This is a genomic window from Arthrobacter sp. 7Tela_A1 (genome assembly GCF_049311065.1).
Lineage (GTDB): Bacteria > Actinomycetota > Actinomycetes > Actinomycetales > Micrococcaceae > Arthrobacter_B.
Map to the genome: position 1 here is coordinate 1 of NZ_JAXIOO010000004.1, position 16431 is coordinate 16431.

At 63.7% G+C, this 16431-nt stretch carries 16 protein-coding genes and 1 tRNA gene; 10 read left to right on the top strand and 7 right to left on the bottom strand.

What is annotated here, in order from left to right; translation table 11 throughout:
• Positions 1-140: 140 nt before the first annotated feature.
• Entirely contained in the window at positions 141-911 is a 771-nt protein-coding gene (locus TVB01_RS02450; RefSeq protein ID WP_422453843.1) for a metal-dependent hydrolase, read from the top strand.
• 21 nt (positions 912-932) lie between these two features.
• On the opposite strand, the gene TVB01_RS02455 is transcribed toward TVB01_RS02450, so the two are convergent.
• Positions 933-1715: a LysR substrate-binding domain-containing protein gene (locus TVB01_RS02455; RefSeq protein ID WP_422453844.1), complete on the bottom strand. Its 783-nt coding sequence runs from the start codon at positions 1713-1715 to the stop codon at positions 933-935.
• Positions 1716-1795: 80 nt separating this feature from the next.
• Here TVB01_RS02455 and TVB01_RS02460 point away from each other — a divergent pair, with 80 nt between their 5' ends.
• The gene (locus TVB01_RS02460) at positions 1796-2155 is read left to right on the top strand and encodes a DUF5997 family protein (RefSeq protein WP_422454036.1); all 360 of its coding nucleotides are present in this window, start codon (positions 1796-1798) and stop codon (positions 2153-2155) included.
• Positions 2156-2279: 124 nt separating this feature from the next.
• On the opposite strand, the gene TVB01_RS02465 is transcribed toward TVB01_RS02460, so the two are convergent.
• Positions 2280-2365: transfer RNA gene (locus TVB01_RS02465), tRNA-Leu, on the bottom strand.
• 466 nt (positions 2366-2831) lie between these two features.
• Between TVB01_RS02465 and TVB01_RS02470 the strand changes: the two genes are divergently transcribed.
• Genes TVB01_RS02470 through pknB form a run of 7 tightly spaced genes read left to right on the top strand, consistent with a single transcriptional unit; the run spans position 2832 to position 12129 of the window.
• Positions 2832-3560: an FhaA domain-containing protein gene (locus TVB01_RS02470; RefSeq protein ID WP_422453846.1), complete on the top strand. Its 729-nt coding sequence runs from the start codon at positions 2832-2834 to the stop codon at positions 3558-3560.
• Complete coding sequence (locus TVB01_RS02475) at positions 3560-4045, top strand: FHA domain-containing protein FhaB/FipA (protein ID WP_422453848.1); 486 nt, start codon at positions 3560-3562, stop codon at positions 4043-4045. The genes TVB01_RS02470 and TVB01_RS02475 overlap by 1 nt, the downstream gene beginning before the upstream one ends.
• A 2-nt stretch (positions 4046-4047) precedes the next feature.
• On the top strand, positions 4048-5619 hold the full coding sequence (locus TVB01_RS02480; RefSeq protein ID WP_422453850.1) for a PP2C family protein-serine/threonine phosphatase: 1572 nt from the start codon (positions 4048-4050) through the stop codon (positions 5617-5619).
• Positions 5619-7034 carry an FtsW/RodA/SpoVE family cell cycle protein gene (locus tag TVB01_RS02485; RefSeq protein ID WP_422453852.1) on the top strand — a complete coding sequence of 472 codons (1416 nt, stop codon included), beginning with the start codon at positions 5619-5621 and terminating at the stop codon, positions 7032-7034. Before TVB01_RS02480 ends, TVB01_RS02485 begins: the two co-directional genes overlap by 1 nt.
• Complete coding sequence (locus TVB01_RS02490) at positions 7031-8473, top strand: peptidoglycan D,D-transpeptidase FtsI family protein (RefSeq protein WP_422453854.1); 1443 nt, start codon at positions 7031-7033, stop codon at positions 8471-8473. Before TVB01_RS02485 ends, TVB01_RS02490 begins: the two co-directional genes overlap by 4 nt.
• On the top strand, positions 8470-10218 hold the full coding sequence (locus TVB01_RS02495) for a protein kinase domain-containing protein (protein WP_422453855.1): 1749 nt from the start codon (positions 8470-8472) through the stop codon (positions 10216-10218). Before TVB01_RS02490 ends, TVB01_RS02495 begins: the two co-directional genes overlap by 4 nt.
• Positions 10219-10224: 6 nt before the next feature.
• Positions 10225-12129, top strand: coding sequence for a Stk1 family PASTA domain-containing Ser/Thr kinase (gene pknB, locus TVB01_RS02500; RefSeq protein WP_422453857.1), 1905 nt, complete (start codon positions 10225-10227; stop codon positions 12127-12129).
• A 10-nt stretch (positions 12130-12139) separates the two neighbouring features.
• On the opposite strand, the gene TVB01_RS02505 is transcribed toward pknB, so the two are convergent.
• Genes TVB01_RS02505 through TVB01_RS02515 form a run of 3 tightly spaced genes read right to left on the bottom strand, consistent with a single transcriptional unit; the run spans position 12140 to position 13773 of the window.
• Positions 12140-12784 (bottom strand): aminodeoxychorismate/anthranilate synthase component II, encoded by a 645-nt coding sequence (locus tag TVB01_RS02505; RefSeq protein WP_422453858.1) that lies wholly within the window; start codon positions 12782-12784, stop codon positions 12140-12142.
• A 4-nt stretch (positions 12785-12788) separates the two neighbouring features.
• Positions 12789-12959: a hypothetical protein gene (locus TVB01_RS02510; RefSeq protein WP_422453859.1), complete on the bottom strand. Its 171-nt coding sequence runs from the start codon at positions 12957-12959 to the stop codon at positions 12789-12791.
• A 1-nt stretch (position 12960) separates the two neighbouring features.
• Positions 12961-13773 (bottom strand): class E sortase, encoded by an 813-nt coding sequence (locus TVB01_RS02515; RefSeq protein ID WP_422453861.1) that lies wholly within the window; start codon positions 13771-13773, stop codon positions 12961-12963.
• Positions 13774-14005: 232 nt separating this feature from the next.
• On the opposite strand from TVB01_RS02515, the gene TVB01_RS02520 reads away from it, so the two are divergent.
• Positions 14006-14263 carry a cell division protein CrgA gene (locus TVB01_RS02520; protein WP_422453862.1) on the top strand — a complete coding sequence of 86 codons (258 nt, stop codon included), beginning with the start codon at positions 14006-14008 and terminating at the stop codon, positions 14261-14263.
• Positions 14264-14931: 668 nt separating this feature from the next.
• Here the strand turns inward: TVB01_RS02520 and TVB01_RS02525 are convergent.
• The gene (locus tag TVB01_RS02525) at positions 14932-15639 is read right to left on the bottom strand and encodes a rhomboid family intramembrane serine protease (protein WP_422453864.1); all 708 of its coding nucleotides are present in this window, start codon (positions 15637-15639) and stop codon (positions 14932-14934) included.
• A gap of 209 nt (positions 15640-15848) precedes the next feature.
• Positions 15849-16391: a peptidylprolyl isomerase gene (locus tag TVB01_RS02530; RefSeq protein WP_422453866.1), complete on the bottom strand. Its 543-nt coding sequence runs from the start codon at positions 16389-16391 to the stop codon at positions 15849-15851.
• Positions 16392-16431: the final 40 nt, after the last annotated feature.

A 16431-nucleotide genomic window follows, 5' to 3' on the forward strand; every position in this document is an offset into this window, starting at 1 on the left:
GGCCCGCGACAAAGCGGGTCCGCGGCCGTCAGTGCTTTCCAGCCGAAGCCCTTCGCCGCAGCACTGTCAGTGCCGGGTGGCAAGATGGATAACTGCCGGATTTCCGGTGAACTGACTGCCCGGAAGGAAAGCACGACACCATGATGGGTGGCCACCACGCCGCGAGCGGCGCTGCAGCCTGGGTAGCTGTAGCCTCCACTGCCCCGTATGCCCTGGGCTGGTACCCCGTGAGCCCGCTGGGCATAGTCAGCGGAGCCCTGCTGACCGCCGGAGCCGCCCTCCTTCCGGACCTGGATCACCACAGCGGCACGATCGCCAACTCGCTGCCTCCGGTGACCAAGATCCTTGCCCGTATCACGGAACGGATCAGCGGCGGCCACCGCCGGGGCACCCACTCCCTCTTGGGCCTGGCCGTTTTCGTGGCCCTGGCCGGTGCCCTGGGTGAAATGACGACGGAGGTCCGCGGCTTTGGAACGGTCGAGATTGGAGCCGGGCTGCTCTCGGTTCTGCTGATGGGCTTTGCACTGAAGGCCTTGAAAATCGCGGGAGGTGCGGCCCGCAGCTGGCTGCTGGCGGTAGGCCTGTCGCTCTTTATTGCGCTCTACGCCCCTGAGAACAACGGCTGGCTGCCCCTCGCCGTCGGACTGGGCGTTGGCGTGCACATCATCGGTGACCTGCTGACCCACCAGGGCGTGATGATCCTGTGGCCCCTGCGCATCAAGCGCCCCCGGAAAATCGCTTCGATGCCCGTGGTTGCCAAGCTGTGGAAAACGAGCGGCTGTCTGTCACTGCCGATCATCGGCCGCGCAGGGTCATGGCGGGAGTGGGCCATCATGGTGCCCGTCTCCGTGTACGCGATCTACGGCGTTATCGAGGGCGGATTCAGCGCCCTGCGGGGCTGGATCGCCTGAACCGTTTTCCCTTCGCCCCGGCTAGCGTCCTTTTCCGGGACGACGGCGGGACGGTTTAGTCCCGGCAGCCTTGCCGGGTCTTGCCTGCTTGCCGTGTGCTGCATTGCCGCGGCCCGTTGTGGAACCGGACTGGGTTTTGCCTGCCGAACCTTGGCCCGAGCGTTCTCCGGCGGGCGAACCCCGCCTGGCCTTCTTGCCCGGTTCGGCCTGCGCGGACGGCTGGCGGGAGCTGTTCGCCGTGCGGCCACGGACAATTCCGATGAACTCTTCGACGTCGGGGTCCTCCGAGTCTTCGCTCCAGGCCACTGCTATCCGGGTGCCCGGTGCGTCCTGGACGGGCCGGGCGACGATGTCCCTGCGCGAGTGGATCCTCGCCACGGACATCGGCAGGATCAGGAGCCCGGCACCGGAAGCAACCACTTCGAGTCCCATGGCAACGCCCCCAAGGTCAGCGGGATCCATGATGTTCTCGCCCTCAAGGTCGGCCAGGGACAGTTCCTCGAACGCGGCAACCGGGTGGTCTTTCGGCGCGGCGATCACGGGCTGCTCCCGGTAGAGCGGGATCGCGTGCAGGCCTTCGGGGCGCTGGAAACCGTCCTCGGGGATGCGAAGGAACACCAGGTCCGCTCCCCCGGCAGCCAGTTCTTCCAGGATGGCCGCTTCTTCCACCTGCTGTGCCTCCAGGGACCGGCCCCGGCGCTCGTTCCAGCGCGAGATCCACTTGCCCGGCGTCACACCGGGAACGTAGAGGACTTTCAGCGGTGCAGCGGCCGGTCGGACCGGCTGGGAGGACTCGTGGGACACCTGTTCACAGTAGCCCACCGCCGGGTACGTGGAGGGCCGGATACCCTTGATACATGACCCCCGAAAAATCTTCCCAATCCATGAAGCCTGAGACGGCTGCAAAGAAGTTGGGCATTTACCTTCCCGCAGCTCCGCAGGAGTTCCAGGACAATCCCGTCACCCGCGCGCAGCTCGACGAACTGCTGGCCACGCCACCGGAATGGCTGGTTGAACTTCGGCGCAACGGTCCGCACCCGCGCCCGGTTGTCGCACAGAAGCTGAACATCTCGATTGGCGGCCTGGCCCGCGGCGGCATCACCGATCCGCTGACCACCGCGCAGATCGCTGAACTGCTGGCCGCTCCCCCGGCCTGGCTCGTTGCCGAGCGCGCCAGCTTTGCTGCCGTCCGCGCTGAGGCCAAGCGCGTCAAGGAAGAAGCGGCTAAGAAGCCCCGCAGCTAAACCCGCGCGGCACCCGCCGTGGGCCGGTTACGGCGTGTTGGTCCTCCCAGCCAGCCGTGCCGGCCCCGGCGTGTACCGGACATAAAAAAAATCACCCCGGCCATCCAGCCGGGGTGATTTCGTTTGGTGCGCGAGGGGGGATTTGAACCCCCACGCCCTTTCGGACACTGGCACCTGAAGCCAGCGCGTCTGCCGTTCCGCCACTCGCGCAAAGTGATTTCCCTCAGCTTCGGATGCATTGTTTCTCACATCATGCGGTGAGTTCCTGCATTCCTATTCCTCGGGAACAGCAGAATCAAGCATACCGGCATTTTTGCGAAACACCTAAACGGAGGCCCCGGGCCCCTCCATCTCCGCCTGCTCCGGCTGCTTGCGGCGCCGAACTCAGGCCTCGGCATCCCGAATATTGCCCGATTGCGGCTGCTATGCGCTCCGCGCGCGCCCCGCGGGACCCAAATCAGGGATCTGAACGCACCGCTAGGGTGTTAAGACAATTATCAGCGGACCCCAGTAGTATCGGAGTGATTGGAACCTCTCTCTGCCTGCGTGCACTCTGTGCGGGCCGACGGGGACTGTTTCCTGTACAGCCCTGTGCGCCGCACCGGCACGGGGCAAGGTATGAACAAGGGTATGAAACCGAACAGCGGGCACGTCCGGACAAGGGAAGGAGGCGGAGATGGGTCTACTCGACAACGTTGAGCGCGGCATTGAACGAATGGTCCGTGGAGCTTTTTCCACCGGTTCCTCAGGGCGTGTTGAACCGCTGGAACTGGCAATAGCCCTTCGCCGGGAACTGGATGAGAAGTCCATAACGGTCGGACAGGGCCGCACCCTCGCCCCGAATGTCTTTACCGCACGCCTCTCAGACGCTGACTTCGCCCGCGCCCAGGAGTGGGGCGCTCCGCTGGCCGAAGAGCTGTGCGACGTCGTCATCAAACATGCGCGCAGCCAGACCTATACTCTCCAGGGTCCCGTACGTGTTTCCTTCACGAGGGACTCCGCCCTCAAGCCGGGCGCTCTCGAGATCGATTCGAAGACCGAGAAATCCCAGGGACCTGCTGCACGCGTACCGCAGCCGCCTGCCCCGCGGCAGGGTCCCACCCGGTTGCAGCCGGTCCTGGACATAGATGGGCAGCGCTATTCACTGAATGCTTCATCAGTGGTCCTGGGCCGCTCGTCCGAGGCAGATATCCTCGTTGATGACACCGGGGTTTCCCGCCGCCACCTTGAGATCCGCACTGATGGTTCCACCGTCCGGGCAGTAGACCTTGGCTCGACCAACGGCAGCTACGTCAACGGCCAAAAAGTCCAAGGAGAATCCATCCTCACCGACGGTTCCACTATTGCCATGGGTCGCACCCGCATCATCTTCCGGCTGCTGCCCGTACGGCCCGGGGGGCGGTAGTGGACGGCTCCCTTGTTCTGACGCTTCTGCGTTACGGTTTCCTGCTCCTGCTGTGGGTCATGGTCTTAGCCGTTGTGGGTGCCATTCGCAGGGATCTCGTCCTGGGGGCACGCAACAAGACCGGAGTACCCACAGCCCGGCAGGTACGGAAGAACCCTGAGCTGGAGCGAACCCCGCCGGCACCGGCGCGGGTCCAGGCCCGGCAGATGGTTGTCACTGAAGGTCCGCTCCGCGGTACCACCCTGGATCTGGCAGCAAGCCCCATCCTGCTCGGCCGTGCACAGGAAGCAACCCTGGTGCTGGAGGACGATTACGCCTCCGGCCGGCACGCGCGCCTGTTCCCGCAGGGAAGCCGCTGGTTCATCGAAGACCTCGGGTCGACTAACGGAACCTTCCTCGGAGGATCCCAGCTCACCCGCGCGCAACCCGTTGACCTGGGAATGCCGATCCGCATCGGCAAAACGGTCATCGAATTGAGGGCCTAGCAGTGACGCTTGCCCTCAGGTACGCTGCCCGCTCCGACGTAGGAATGGTTCGTTTCAAGAACGACGATTCTGCCTACGTCGGGCGTTACCTTGCCGTCGTTGCTGACGGTATGGGCGGACACGCCGGCGGCAACGTGGCATCGGCTTCCACAGTCCTGGACCTGGTCCATCTTGACCGTCCCGACCTCGATGACGACGCCGTTACCGTGCTGGCTGACGAAATCCAGGCAGCAAATTCCCTGCTCTCCGAACTGGTCACCACGTCTCCTGAGCTCTCCGGAATGGGAACCACGGTCACAGCCATGCTTCTCCAGGGCAACAAGGTAGCCCTCGCCCACATCGGCGATTCCCGCGCCTACCGGCTCAAGGACGATACCTTCGAGCAGATCAGCGTGGACCACACCTTCGTGCAGCGGCTGATCGACGAAGGCCGGCTGCGTCCGGAAGAGGCGGAGAGCCACCCGCATAAGAACGTGCTGATGCGGGTGCTGGGGGACGTCGACGCCAGTCCCGAACTGGATCTGGCAACCTTTGAGGTGGCCCCCGGGGAGAAATGGCTGCTTTGCTCCGATGGGCTGAACGCAGTGCTCAGGGACGACGACATTGAAGCTGTCCTGCGTGGATCCACGGATCTCGCCACGGCTGTCGACACCCTGGTGGAACTCACCCTCGCGGGAGGCTCCCCCGACAACGTCACCGTCGCGATCATCGAAGTGGCCGAAGTTTCGGATGAGGAGCGAGCACCTGCCCCTCCGCCCGGCCGGGAACCCGCACCCGTTACCGGTGGGAACCCGGTGCAGAACGCCGCTTCAACACCCCTCTCCCAGGGCACACCGGACAATGGTCCGGCCGCTGCACGTGACGAAGCAGCAGCCGCGGACGACGCCGGGACCGAGGGGCCGGACCAGGACCGCGACGCTGCGAATCCTGTGCGCGCCGAGATCATCCGACGCGATCTGGCTTCACGTCCGCACCAGCTGGTTGGGGCTGCTTCGCTGGCGACCGAAACCGGCCAGATTCCCATCGTCACCGAGCGCTCAGCGGAACGGCGTGCAGCACGCATGCTGATGCACAAGGCCGACGACGACACTCCGGACCAGCCCGAAGAAGTCCAGGAACCAAAGAAGCGCAGGCGCTGGATCCTCGTGGTGGTCCTCGCCGTCATAGCAGCGCTGCTCGCCTCGGTGCTGTGGGTCGGCTATGCCTGGACCCAGACCCGCTACTACGTGGGATCGTCGGAAAACCGGGTGGCGATCTTCAACGGGGTCTCCCAGACGCTGGGTCCCATCAAGCTTTCGCATGTGGCGGAGACGAGCAACATTCCGGTGGACAGCCTCCCCGAATACTGGCGCGGCCGGGTCAACGACACCGTTCCTGCCAGGGACCTGGTACACGCCGAACAGATCGTTGACCAGCTCAGGGGCACCGCTAAGGCAATTCTCTGCCCGCCCCCGGCGAATCCCTCGCCCTCGCCCTCGCCCTCGCCCTCGGCCACGGCATTGGCGGATGCACCGGAGTCCACGACCGATGATGGATCGGCCGTACCCGCCAACCCGTGCGGAGGGGAACAGTGATGTCAGAACTCGCAGCCCCGCCCAAGCCGCGGCGCAACATCGAAGCCCTCCTGCTGGTGGTGGCCCTCGCCGTCGGCGTCGGGGCAAACATGCTGGTGGGAATCGACGAAGACCGTGCCTTCGACTCGGATTTCTGGCTCCAGGGCGGAACGCTCGTGGCGCTGGTATTGGCTTTCCACGTCGTCCTGCGGTTCCGGGCAAAGTATGCCGATCCGGTAATACTTCCGATCGTGACCGCTCTGAACGGCATTGGCCTGGCCATGATCCACCGCCTGGACATCGCGAAGGGCTCTGATGCCGCAGACCGGCAGCTCCTCTGGAGCGCCGTAGCCGTGGCGGCAGCCATAGCTGTCCTCTTCCTGATCAAGGATCACCGCGTCCTGCGCCGCTACACCTACATTTCCCTGATCGTCAGCGCGGTCCTGCTGCTTCTGCCCCTCACCCCGCTGGGCTTGACGATCAACGGGGCGCGGATCTGGGTCAGCGTGGGAGGCGGGACGTTCCAGCCCGGCGAAATCGCCAAGATCACCCTGGCCATATTCTTCGCAGGTTATCTTTCCACGAACCGTGACCTGATCCTGCTTGCAGGACGCAAGGTCGGGCCGCTGCAGCTCCCCCGATTCAAGGACATGGGCCCCATGATGGCTGCCTGGGCCGTGAGCATCGGCGTTCTGGTGTTCCAGCGTGACCTCGGCTCCTCCATCCTTTTCTTCGGTCTCTTCATGGCCATGATCTACGTCGCGACCAGCCGCGTGAGCTGGGTCCTCATTGGCCTGGCGCTCATCGGGGCCGGCGGGTTCGTTGCCGTCCAGATTTTCAGCCACGTCGCCCTGCGCATCGACGGCTGGCTGAACGCCTTCGATCCTGAAGTGATCGAACGGTCACCGGGCGGCAGCTACCAGGTCATCCAGGGCCTCTTCGGCCTTGCCAGCGGCGGCATGACCGGCACCGGACTGGGACAGGGCCGGCCGGATCTCGTGGCATATGCGAACTCGGACATGATCATTGCCGCCCTCGGTGAGGAGCTGGGACTGATAGGTGTCTTCGCGATAGTCCTCATGTACGTGCTGCTTGTTTCGCGCGGGTTCCGCGCGGCACTCGGCACACGGGACGGTTTCGGGAAACTGCTCGCCGTCGGCCTCTCCTTCACGATCGCACTGCAGTGCTTCGTCGTGATCGGCGGAGTCACCCGCCTGATCCCCCTCACCGGCCTGACGACACCCTTCATGTCGGCCGGCGGCTCCTCACTGCTGGCCAACTGGATCATCGTGGCCCTGCTCCTGCTGATTTCCGACGCCGCCCGGCGCCCGGCGGCCACCGGGCTGCCCCTGGATATGGAGCCGGCCCTGGCCGCTCCTGCGGCAGCCGGGCCACGCCGCCACACCACCAATGATGCCGAGGGAGGACGCTCGTGAACCAAGCAATCCGCAACAGCTGGATCGTCGCCCTGGCAATGTTCCTGGCCATCCTCGGCTCGCTGACCTACGTCCAGTTCTTTGCCGCGGACGACCTGAACAAGAATCCGGTCAACAGCCGCAGCCTGTATCAGGACTTTGGGAAGAACCGGGGGTCAATCCTGGTTGACGGTGTTCCGATTGCAGAGTCGGTGCCCTCGAACGACCAGTTCAACTACCAGCGGATCTATAACGATCCTGAACTGTACTCAGCACTCACCGGATTCTTCTCGCTCTCCCAGGGCAGCTACCAGCTCGAGCTCGCGATGAACGACGAGCTGACGGGCAACACTGACCAGCAGTTCTACGACCGCTTGGTACAGCTGTTCTCCGGCGCCCAGGCTGAGGGCGCATCCGTTGAACTCACCATCGATCCGCAGCTTCAGCGGCTTGCCTACGACCTCATTCCCGAGGGCCAGAAGGGATCGATCGTCATGATGGATCCCAAGACCGGTGACATCCTGGCCATGGTGTCCAAACCGTCTTATGACACAAACCTGCTGGCCGGCCACGACACCGAAATTGCCAACGCGAACATGGAGCAGCTGCTCACCGTCCCGGGATTGTCCCCGTATCTGAACCCGGCAACCCAGTCCCTGCTGGCACCGGGCTCCACGTTCAAACTGGTGGATGCGGCGGCGGCCCTGGAAACCGGCAAATTCAACGCCGATTCCGTGATCCCCAATCCGGCGGCCCTGCCCCTGCCGGGGACCAATATCTCCCTGCCGAACTACACCAACGGTTCCTGTGCCAGCCGCAGCGAGGCCGACATCCAGTTCGCGCTGGAACAGTCCTGCAATACGGTCTTTGCGCAGATCGCGTGGGATGTGGGTCAGGATGCCCTGGCCCAGCAGGCAGAGAAGTTCGGCTTCGGGGAATCGTTCAGCATCCCCACGCAAGTCACCCCCAGCAAATTCCCGGAGACCGAGGACCAGGCAGAGCTCGCCCTGTCCTCCATCGGGCAGGGAAGCGTTACAGCGACTCCGCTGCAAGTGGCCATGATCTCCGCTGCCATCGCCAACAACGGTGTCCAAATGACGCCGAACCTCATCAAAACCGTGCGGGCACCGGATCTGTCAGTCCTCGACGAACCCGAGCCCACTGTCCTGAATGAGTCCATCAGCCCCGGCACCGCCGCTCAGCTGACTGACTGGATGGTGAGCGTGGTCGACAACGGCACGGCTTCCGCAGCCCGTATTCCCGGCGTGAAGGTGGCAGGCAAGACCGGCACCGCCGAGGTCCAGGACCGCGGCGACAATGCCTGGTTCACCGGCTTCGCTCCAGCTGACGACCCCGAGGTGGCCATTTCCATCGTGATGGAAAACGTTGACCTGGCCACCGGATCCCAATTGACCACTCCAAGCGCGCAAAAACTCCTAGAGGCGGTGTTGAATAAGTGAGGCCTACTTCGGGAATCACCTTAGGCGGCAGATTCCAGCTGACCGATCGAATTGCTATCGGCGGCATGGGCGAAGTCTGGAAGGCACGGGACTTGGTCCTGGGCCGGATAGTCGCCATTAAGATCCTCAAGGAGGAGTACACCGGAGATCCGGGCTTCCTGAACCGTTTCCGTGCCGAAGCACGCCACACAGCGCTGCTGAATCACGAAGGCATTGCCAACGTCTTCGATTACGGCGAGGAAGAGGGATCCGCCTACCTCGTGATGGAGCTGGTCCCCGGGCAGCCGCTCTCCACCATCATTGAGCGTGAAAAGGTCCTCTCACCGGACCGCACCCTGTCCATCATCGGCCAGACTGCCACCGCCCTGGCGGTTGCCCACCGGCAGGGGCTCGTGCACCGCGACGTCAAGCCCGGCAACCTCCTGATCCTGCCTGACGGGCGGGTGAAGATCACCGACTTCGGTATTGCGCGCCTTGCCGACCAGGTGCCCCTCACCGCCACCGGACAGGTTATGGGAACGGCCCAGTACCTCGCCCCGGAACAGGCCACGGGCCAGCAGGCCACCGGATCCAGCGATATCTACGCCCTTGGTGTCATCGGATACGAACTGCTTGCCGGAACGCGTCCGTTCTCCGGCGAATCCCAGATCGCCATCGCCCTGGCCCAGGTCAACGACACCCCGCCGCCGCTGCCGGAATCCATCCCCACTCCGGTGCGGGCGCTGATCATGTCCATGCTGGCCAAGGATCCCGCAGACCGTCCGGCGGACGCCGAAGCCCTGGCCCGTGCCGTCGCCGCTATCCGCCGCGGAGACATCGACGCGGCCCAGCAGGCAGTCCCCGGAATGCTGCTTTTCGGTGCCGGCGGCAGCGCTGCCACGGGAACGATGACGGCTCCGGTGCCCATGCCGGGGGACACCTCCGCAACCCGTGCGGTGGACGCTTCACCCTCCACCTCGGCCCTTCCAGTTGCGGCTTCGGCCAGCCAGGACACCGGTTCGGTGGCTGCCTCGCGCGAATGGACGGATGACGACGTCGACGACGACGGTTACGGCAACGACGACGGCTACGACGACGAGCCCAAGCGCAAGAAGTGGCTTATTCCCCTCATCGTTGTCCTTTCCCTTGTCCTGGTCGCGATCATCGCCCTCATCGCAGTGAACCTGAACTCCGATCCCGCCGGGGAACAGACCACGCAGTCGCCGACGAGTTCGCGTTCGACGTCGGCCAGTCCCACGCGCAGCAGTGCGTCTCCGACATCCAGCTCCGCGTCCCCGACAACCACTTCGGCGAGCCCCACCACGTCGGCCGCGGAGGAAATCACCGTCAACGCTTCGCAGTACCAGGGCCGCGATGTGAACACTGTTTCCCAGGAACTGAGCTCCCTGGGCCTGGCGGTCAGCCGGAACCCCGTGCCCTCTGACCAGCCCGAAGGCACCGTGCTCGATGTGAATCCGGTTGGACCGCTGTCCCGGGGCGATGCAATCGCCGTCACGTACTCCAGCGGACCGGAACTTGTGACCGTCCCGGGCGGCCTGATGGACTCCCAGGCGTCTGCGGCGAGCCAGTCAATCGTGAGTGCCGGTCTGGTTCCCAACCGTGTGGAGCAGCAGGGTTCCCAGCCTGCCGGGACTGTCATCAGCGTCAATCCGGGTGAGGGAAGCAACGTCCCCAAGGGCTCGACCGTGACCATCGTGATTTCCACCGGTCCTGCTCCGTCACCCAGCGGAACGAACACCCCGTAGGCAGCCATGAGCGCGGATTTCCTGAGAGGGCACCCAACACTGAACACCGACCGCATCCTCAACGGTCGCTACGAGGTCGGTGAACTGATTGGTCGCGGCGGCATGGCCGACGTCTATCTTGGCCGGGATACCCGACTGGGCCGGGCAGTGGCCATTAAGGTGCTGCGGCCGGACCTGGCCCGTGATCCACTGTTCCAGTCCCGCTTCCGGCGCGAAGCGCAGGCTGTCGCCGGGTTGAACCATCCCTCAATCGTTTCCGTTTACGACACCGGCGACCAGGAAATCACCAATGGATCGCCCGACGACGTCCGGCTGCCCTTCATTGTCATGGAGTATGTCTCCGGACGGACGCTGCGTGACCTGATCAAGGCGGGGGAGATCGGCACGGATGATGCCATTGCCTATACCCTCGGCGTTCTCTCTGCCCTTGAGTACAGCCACCGTTCAGGCATAGTCCACCGGGATATCAAGCCGGCAAACGTGATGGTGACCTCCGAGGGAACCGTCAAGGTCATGGATTTCGGCATTGCGCGCGCCATCGCCGACTCCGCTGCCACCATGACGCAGACCCAGGCGGTCATTGGCACTGCACAGTATCTGTCTCCGGAGCAGGCCCGCGGGGAGACCGTGGACGCCCGCAGCGACCTGTATTCGGCTGCCTGCCTGCTCTTCGAGATGCTCGCCGGACGGCCGCCGTTCGTGGGCGAAAGCCCGGTATCCGTGGCTTACCAGCACGTTCGGGAAGCTCCGCCCGCAGCCAGCAGCTTCAATCCTGAAGTCTCTCCGGCCCTCGATGCCGTATTGGAGCATGCCCTCGCCAAGGACCGCAGCGATCGGTTCCAGAACGCCCATGCCTTCCGGGACGCCCTTGAAGCATCCCGCAACGGGACCGCTGCCCTGGCGCACCGCCCAAGCGACACCGCTCCCACCGAGGCGCTGGCGGTCTCCAAAGCTCCAGCCGTGCCGGTTCCGGAAGAAGAACCGCAGACCCGTGCCATGGCACGGGTGCGTGAGGGTGGACCTCTCACCAGTACCCCGGTGGATGAGTCGCTCGAAGACGACCACGATCAGTCCCCGCTGCCTGTAGGTACCGGGGGAGAGCGGGACCCCCGGCACAAATCCCGGGGCCGCGCCTGGATCATCACCTTGTTCGCGGCGGTGGCCCTGCTGTTGACGGCCGGCGGCATCTTTGCCTACAACTGGGCCAACCAGCCGCCGCCCCCGCCCGTGACCGGAGCCATTCCGGACGTGGCGAACATGAGCCAGACGGACGCCATCAACACCATCACAGCAGATGGTTTCCGCGCTCCCGTGATTGAACAGGAGTACAGCGACACTGTGGAACCCGGCCTGGCGATCGGCACGGATCCTGGCGCCGGCAGTACCGTCAGGTTCGACAGCGACATTACGCTGCTGGTTTCCCAGGGGCCTTCCGCTGTGCTCATTCCGGACACCCTTCCGGGAATGAGCGAGGCACAGGCCAGGGACACATTGCGCCTTCTGGGCCTTCAAGGCGGTAACACTGCCACAGCCAACAGCCCCGATGTCCAGGAAGGGCATGTGATCGAGACAAAGCCCGGTGTGGGTACCTCGGTGCAGGTCGGCAGCACCGTGGATCTGGTGCTTTCGACCGGCAAGGTCACTGTCCCGAACCTTGTGGATATCGATGTGGAAGAGGCTAAGGCATACCTGGCGGACCCTGCTTACGGCCTGCAGGCGACGGTGGAAGAAGTAGAAAACAGTGTGGTGAAGCCGGGAACGGTGACTGCCCAGAGCGAAGCTCCCGGTTCGGATGTTCCGCAGGGCAGCACCATCACCCTGACCGTCGCCAAAGAACCGGCCAAACCGTCACCCGAGCCCAGTTCGTCCGCCTCACCGACGGACCCGGGCAAGCGGCGCGGGGGCGACTGAACCCGCGGGGTCAGGAACGGGAACTGATCAGGGGGCTCAGAGTCGCCGAGTGTGCAGCTGCCCCTTCGAGGCCGAGGCTTTCCAACCAGTTGCCGAGCATTTGGTAGCCCCCTTCAGTCAGGACCGATTCAGGATGGAACTGCACCCCTGACAAAGGTGCCGTACGGTGCCTCAGCCCCATGATGATTCCACTGGCGGTTCGGGCGGTTACCTCCAGTTCCCCGGGGATCTGTTCCGCGACCGCCGCCAGGGAGTGGTAGCGGGTTGCCGTCAGCGGGCTGGGAAGTCCGGTGAAGACATCGGTTCCGTGGTGCTCGACCTCCGAGGTCTTGCCGTGCATCAGTTCCGGTGCGTGGGTGACGGTTCCGCCGAATGCTTCGGCGAGGGCCTGGTGCCCAAGACAGATTCCTAGCATCGGCTTGCCGTTGTCGCGGCACCAGCGAATGAGGTCAATACAGACCCCTGCGTCAGCCGGGGCTCCCGGGCCCGGGGAAACCAGGACTCCGTCCCGGGACGCTGCGAGTTCCTTTGCCTCATCCAGGCTCACATCGTCATTGCGCACGACTGTTGTCTCCGCGCCCAGCTGCTGCAGGTAACCGACCAGCGTGTAGACGAAGCTGTCGTAGTTATCGACAACGAGGATACGGGTGCTCATTGGGTCAGGAACCGCCAATCGTTGAATCGGTCAGGGGACTCAGGAAACTGAACTCCGAGAACCAGGGGAAGACGTAGGTCATAAGGGCCAGCACCACACCGGCGACTAGTACCGCCGCAGTGACGATGCGTATCCACAGCGGCCCGGGCAAATGCCGGAAGATCCAAGCGTACATTTTATCCCTGTCCTGACGCGGCAGCCGTTGCCACAGTCCGTATTTCTTCCGGGGGTCCGGCCGCAGCGGGCTGCCACGAGTCCAGGACCGCGTAGGCGATGAATCTCTCCTGCGAGCCAAACCGGGGATTGCACGTCGTCAGCGTCAGGATGCGTTCCTCCGGCTGTGCACCCGGCTGCGTGGGGACGGGTGCCAGCACATCGACCTGCTCCGGCAGGACAACCTGACTGTTGCGGTACACGTAGGTGTAGTACCCCTCCGCCGTCTGGACGTAGATGCGGTCTCCCGGTACCAGGGTGTCGACGGCGTCCAGCACCTGCCCATGGGTCTGCCTGTGTCCGGCGAGGGCAAAGTTACCGATCTCCCCCGGCATGCCTGTCTCGGGGTAGTGGCCCAGGCCGAGAGTGTCCAGAACTTCCGGTCCGATTCCCTCCGTGATGGGCCGCGCATGGTCGGGACCGAAACGAGGAATGTAAATGGCTGCGAAAGTAGTGCCTTCCGACTCGGGTGAGGGCAGCACGGCTGGATCGCCATAGTCCTCCGGTGGAGGCGCCACGCTGGACAGGGGCGGCACTTCGAAACCGTCAAAGAGCTCTTCCATGGCAGCGTCCTGTGAACGGTTCGAGTCAATATTGGTCCACCACAGTTCCCAGACGACGAAAAGTACGATCACCAGTCCGGCAGTGATAAGCAGTTCACCCAGCACCTGCACGGCCATGGATCCGCGGCTGCGCGGCCTGCTGTTCCTGCTCCGCCGGTTTTCCGGGCTGCGTTCGGGGAGCGTGCCCGAGGCGGAACCCGCCGTTTGGTTCACCGCACCCTTCATACTGTCCCCTGGTCCTCTAGGTAATCCATCCGGTGCACTGCCCCGCCGGATGTGGTCATTCGCTACGATTGATGAGAGGGACCCTGTAACAGCTGCCCAGCCCACCGCCGACACCCAGACAGGATATAGGCAGAGGCGCTGCCGGGCGAGTGAAGTTCGGGTCTCCCATAGACAATAACCCGCACCGGCGTCCAGTGAGCCGGTTCCGCTAGGAGGATCCGTGCCCGAGTCAAAGTCCCGCAAGAAGCCAGCGACCGCAGCGGTGCCCGCTGCGGCCAAGGGAAAAGCGGCTCCCAAGCCGAATCCCGTTTGGTACAAGCCGGTGATGTTCGGCCTCATGATCATCGGATTGCTCTGGATCATCGTGTTTTACATTTCCCAGGGCGTGTACCCGGTTCCGGCTCTCGGGGCCGGAAACATCCTGGTTGGCTTCGGCGTTGCGATCGTGGGCTTCCTGATGACCACCCGCTGGCGCTGATCTTCGACTGATCCGACCTCCCGGTGTGCCACGCACACCGGGAGGTTTGTTTTAAACAGGCTTTCCCACAGGCGCCCTAGTTCTCCACAGACACTTATCCACAGCCGTGGATAACCTGTTCAAGAAAACTGGACCCTCCTCCGCCCATAACGGACTCCCCTTGGGCGGGTTATCCACAGCGCGACGTGGAAAAGCTGGGGACAACCGGGCAAGGGGAGTCCGAGTCTTATACCCATCATGTGCACAGACTTGTCCACACCTGTGGACAACTTTCCGACCTCGCACGAGGTAAACGCTGTCACTATAGGGATGCAAGTTATCCACACCTGTGGAATTACATGTGTGTAACTCACGAACAACACTGGATAACTCTTCACCGAAGTTGTGCACAAGCAGTGCACAACTTTCGACACAGTCTGTGGAAAACCTTGAAATCGGAGTACCAGAGCCCCATCAGGTACCCCGATGGCCACCGCAACTCCCTGAGTTACACCTCTGTAAGTTATTAACAATGTGGGTATCTCTGTGGATAAGACTGCGGTGCCCTGTGGAGAGCTGTCTGCTTTCGAAGCCGGCGCACGTGATCTGGTCCAGTCCACCCGCGATGAGCCGCTGCCGTTAAAAGGAAAGCGGCCCCCGGAACTCCGAGGGCCGCTGCCAAACTGGACCTAGAAGTTGGGCGTCCACAGCAGGGCCAGTGCTGTCAGCGCCAGAGCGATAGCGCCCAGGCCGCCAAACTGGACCAATGCCCGGCGGGGGCCCTTGGGAGCGTAGGCGAGGACAGCCCCACAGGCAGCACCGGTGAGGATCCCGCCCAGGTGTGCCTGCCAGGAGATGTTGGGATAGACGAAACCCAGCACCAGGTTGATGCCAATCAGGATCAGCAGGGCTTTGACTTCGCCTCCGCGTTGGCGCTGAATCACGAAGAGAGCACCAAAGAGGCCGAAGATTGCGCCGGACGCACCCACTACAGCCTGGAATGCCGGCGCCAGGAGGACGACGCCGACTGAGCCTCCCAGCGCGGAGATCAGGTACAGCAGCGTAAAGCGCAGCCTGCCAAGCAGCGGCTCAAGCGACCTTCCCAGCAGCCAGAGGGCATAGAGGTTAAACGCGATGTGGAAGATGAAGCCGGGGGAGTGGAGGAAGGCAGCTGTCAGCAGCCGCCACGGTTCAATGTCCGTGTAGACGGGAGCAAACCAGAAGAGTTCGGTGAAACCTGGGGCAACCCATTGCAGGACGTAGGCGGCGGCACACAGGACCATAAGGGTGATCGTGACGACAGGCTTACCCGACCGGACCGCTCCGCCGTAGGACGTCCGGTATTCAGGGACGCCTGCCCGGCCCTCCCGGTAGCAGTCGGCGCATTGGATACCCACGGGCGCGCTGTGCTGGCATTCGGGGCACGCCGGCCTGCCGCAGCGCTGGCAGCGGATGTAGCTGACCCGGTCCTGGTGCCGGGGGCAGACGGGTACATCATGGGCCGGCTCTCCGGCCGGTACTCCGTAGGACATGGGTGTTCGGCTCCGATGGGTGCTTATGGATGTACCCCGGCCGGATCCCGGCCGGGGTACATTCGGCGGTCTGGTTAGAGCTGTTCGACCGTGATGTTCTTGATGACGATGTCTTCGGTCGGCTTGTCGCGCATGTCGGTATCGACAGCATTCAGAGCGTCGACGACTGCCTTGGACTCGTCGTCTGCCACCTCGCCGAAGATGGTGTGCTTGCCCTGCAGCCAGGTGGTCGGCACGGAAGTGATGAAGAACTGCGATCCGTTCGTGCCGCGGCCCATCTGGATTCCTGCGTTGGCCATGGCCAGCTTGTACGGCGCGGTGAAGTCCAGGTCGGGGCTGATTTCGTCATCGAACTGGTAACCCGGTCCGCCGGTGCCGCGGCCCAGGGGATCGCCGCCCTGGATCATGAAATCCTTGATGATGCGGTGGAAGATCGTGCCGTCGTAGAGCGGGCGGCTGGTCTTCTCGCCGGTCGCCGGATCGGTCCATTCGATCTCACCCGTGGCAAGGCCGACGAAGTTCCGGACCGTCTTCGGGGCGTGGTTGCCGAAGAGGTTGATGCGGATATCGCCCTTGGACGTGTGGACGGTTGCTTGTGCTGTAGGAATAGCAGTCATAGCAACATTCTTCCACGGCCGACTTTGGCGTGGGGGGAAA

Bases quoted from the DNA above. Each gene is read 5' to 3' on its own strand.
- TVB01_RS02450 (WP_422453843.1), top strand. From the start codon at position 141: ATGATGGGTGGCCACCACGCCGCGAGCGGCGCTGCAGCCTGGGTAGCT.
- TVB01_RS02460 (WP_422454036.1), top strand. From the start codon at position 1,796: ATGAAGCCTGAGACGGCTGCAAAGAAGTTGGGCATTTACCTTCCCGCA.
- TVB01_RS02470 (WP_422453846.1), top strand. From the start codon at position 2,832: ATGGGTCTACTCGACAACGTTGAGCGCGGCATTGAACGAATGGTCCGT.
- TVB01_RS02485 (WP_422453852.1), top strand. From the start codon at position 5,619: ATGTCAGAACTCGCAGCCCCGCCCAAGCCGCGGCGCAACATCGAAGCC.
- pknB (WP_422453857.1), top strand. From the start codon at position 10,225: ATGAGCGCGGATTTCCTGAGAGGGCACCCAACACTGAACACCGACCGC.
- TVB01_RS02505 (WP_422453858.1), bottom strand. From the start codon at position 12,784: ATGAGCACCCGTATCCTCGTTGTCGATAACTACGACAGCTTCGTCTAC.
- TVB01_RS02510 (WP_422453859.1), bottom strand. From the start codon at position 12,959: ATGTACGCTTGGATCTTCCGGCATTTGCCCGGGCCGCTGTGGATACGC.
- TVB01_RS02530 (WP_422453866.1), bottom strand. From the start codon at position 16,391: ATGACTGCTATTCCTACAGCACAAGCAACCGTCCACACGTCCAAGGGC.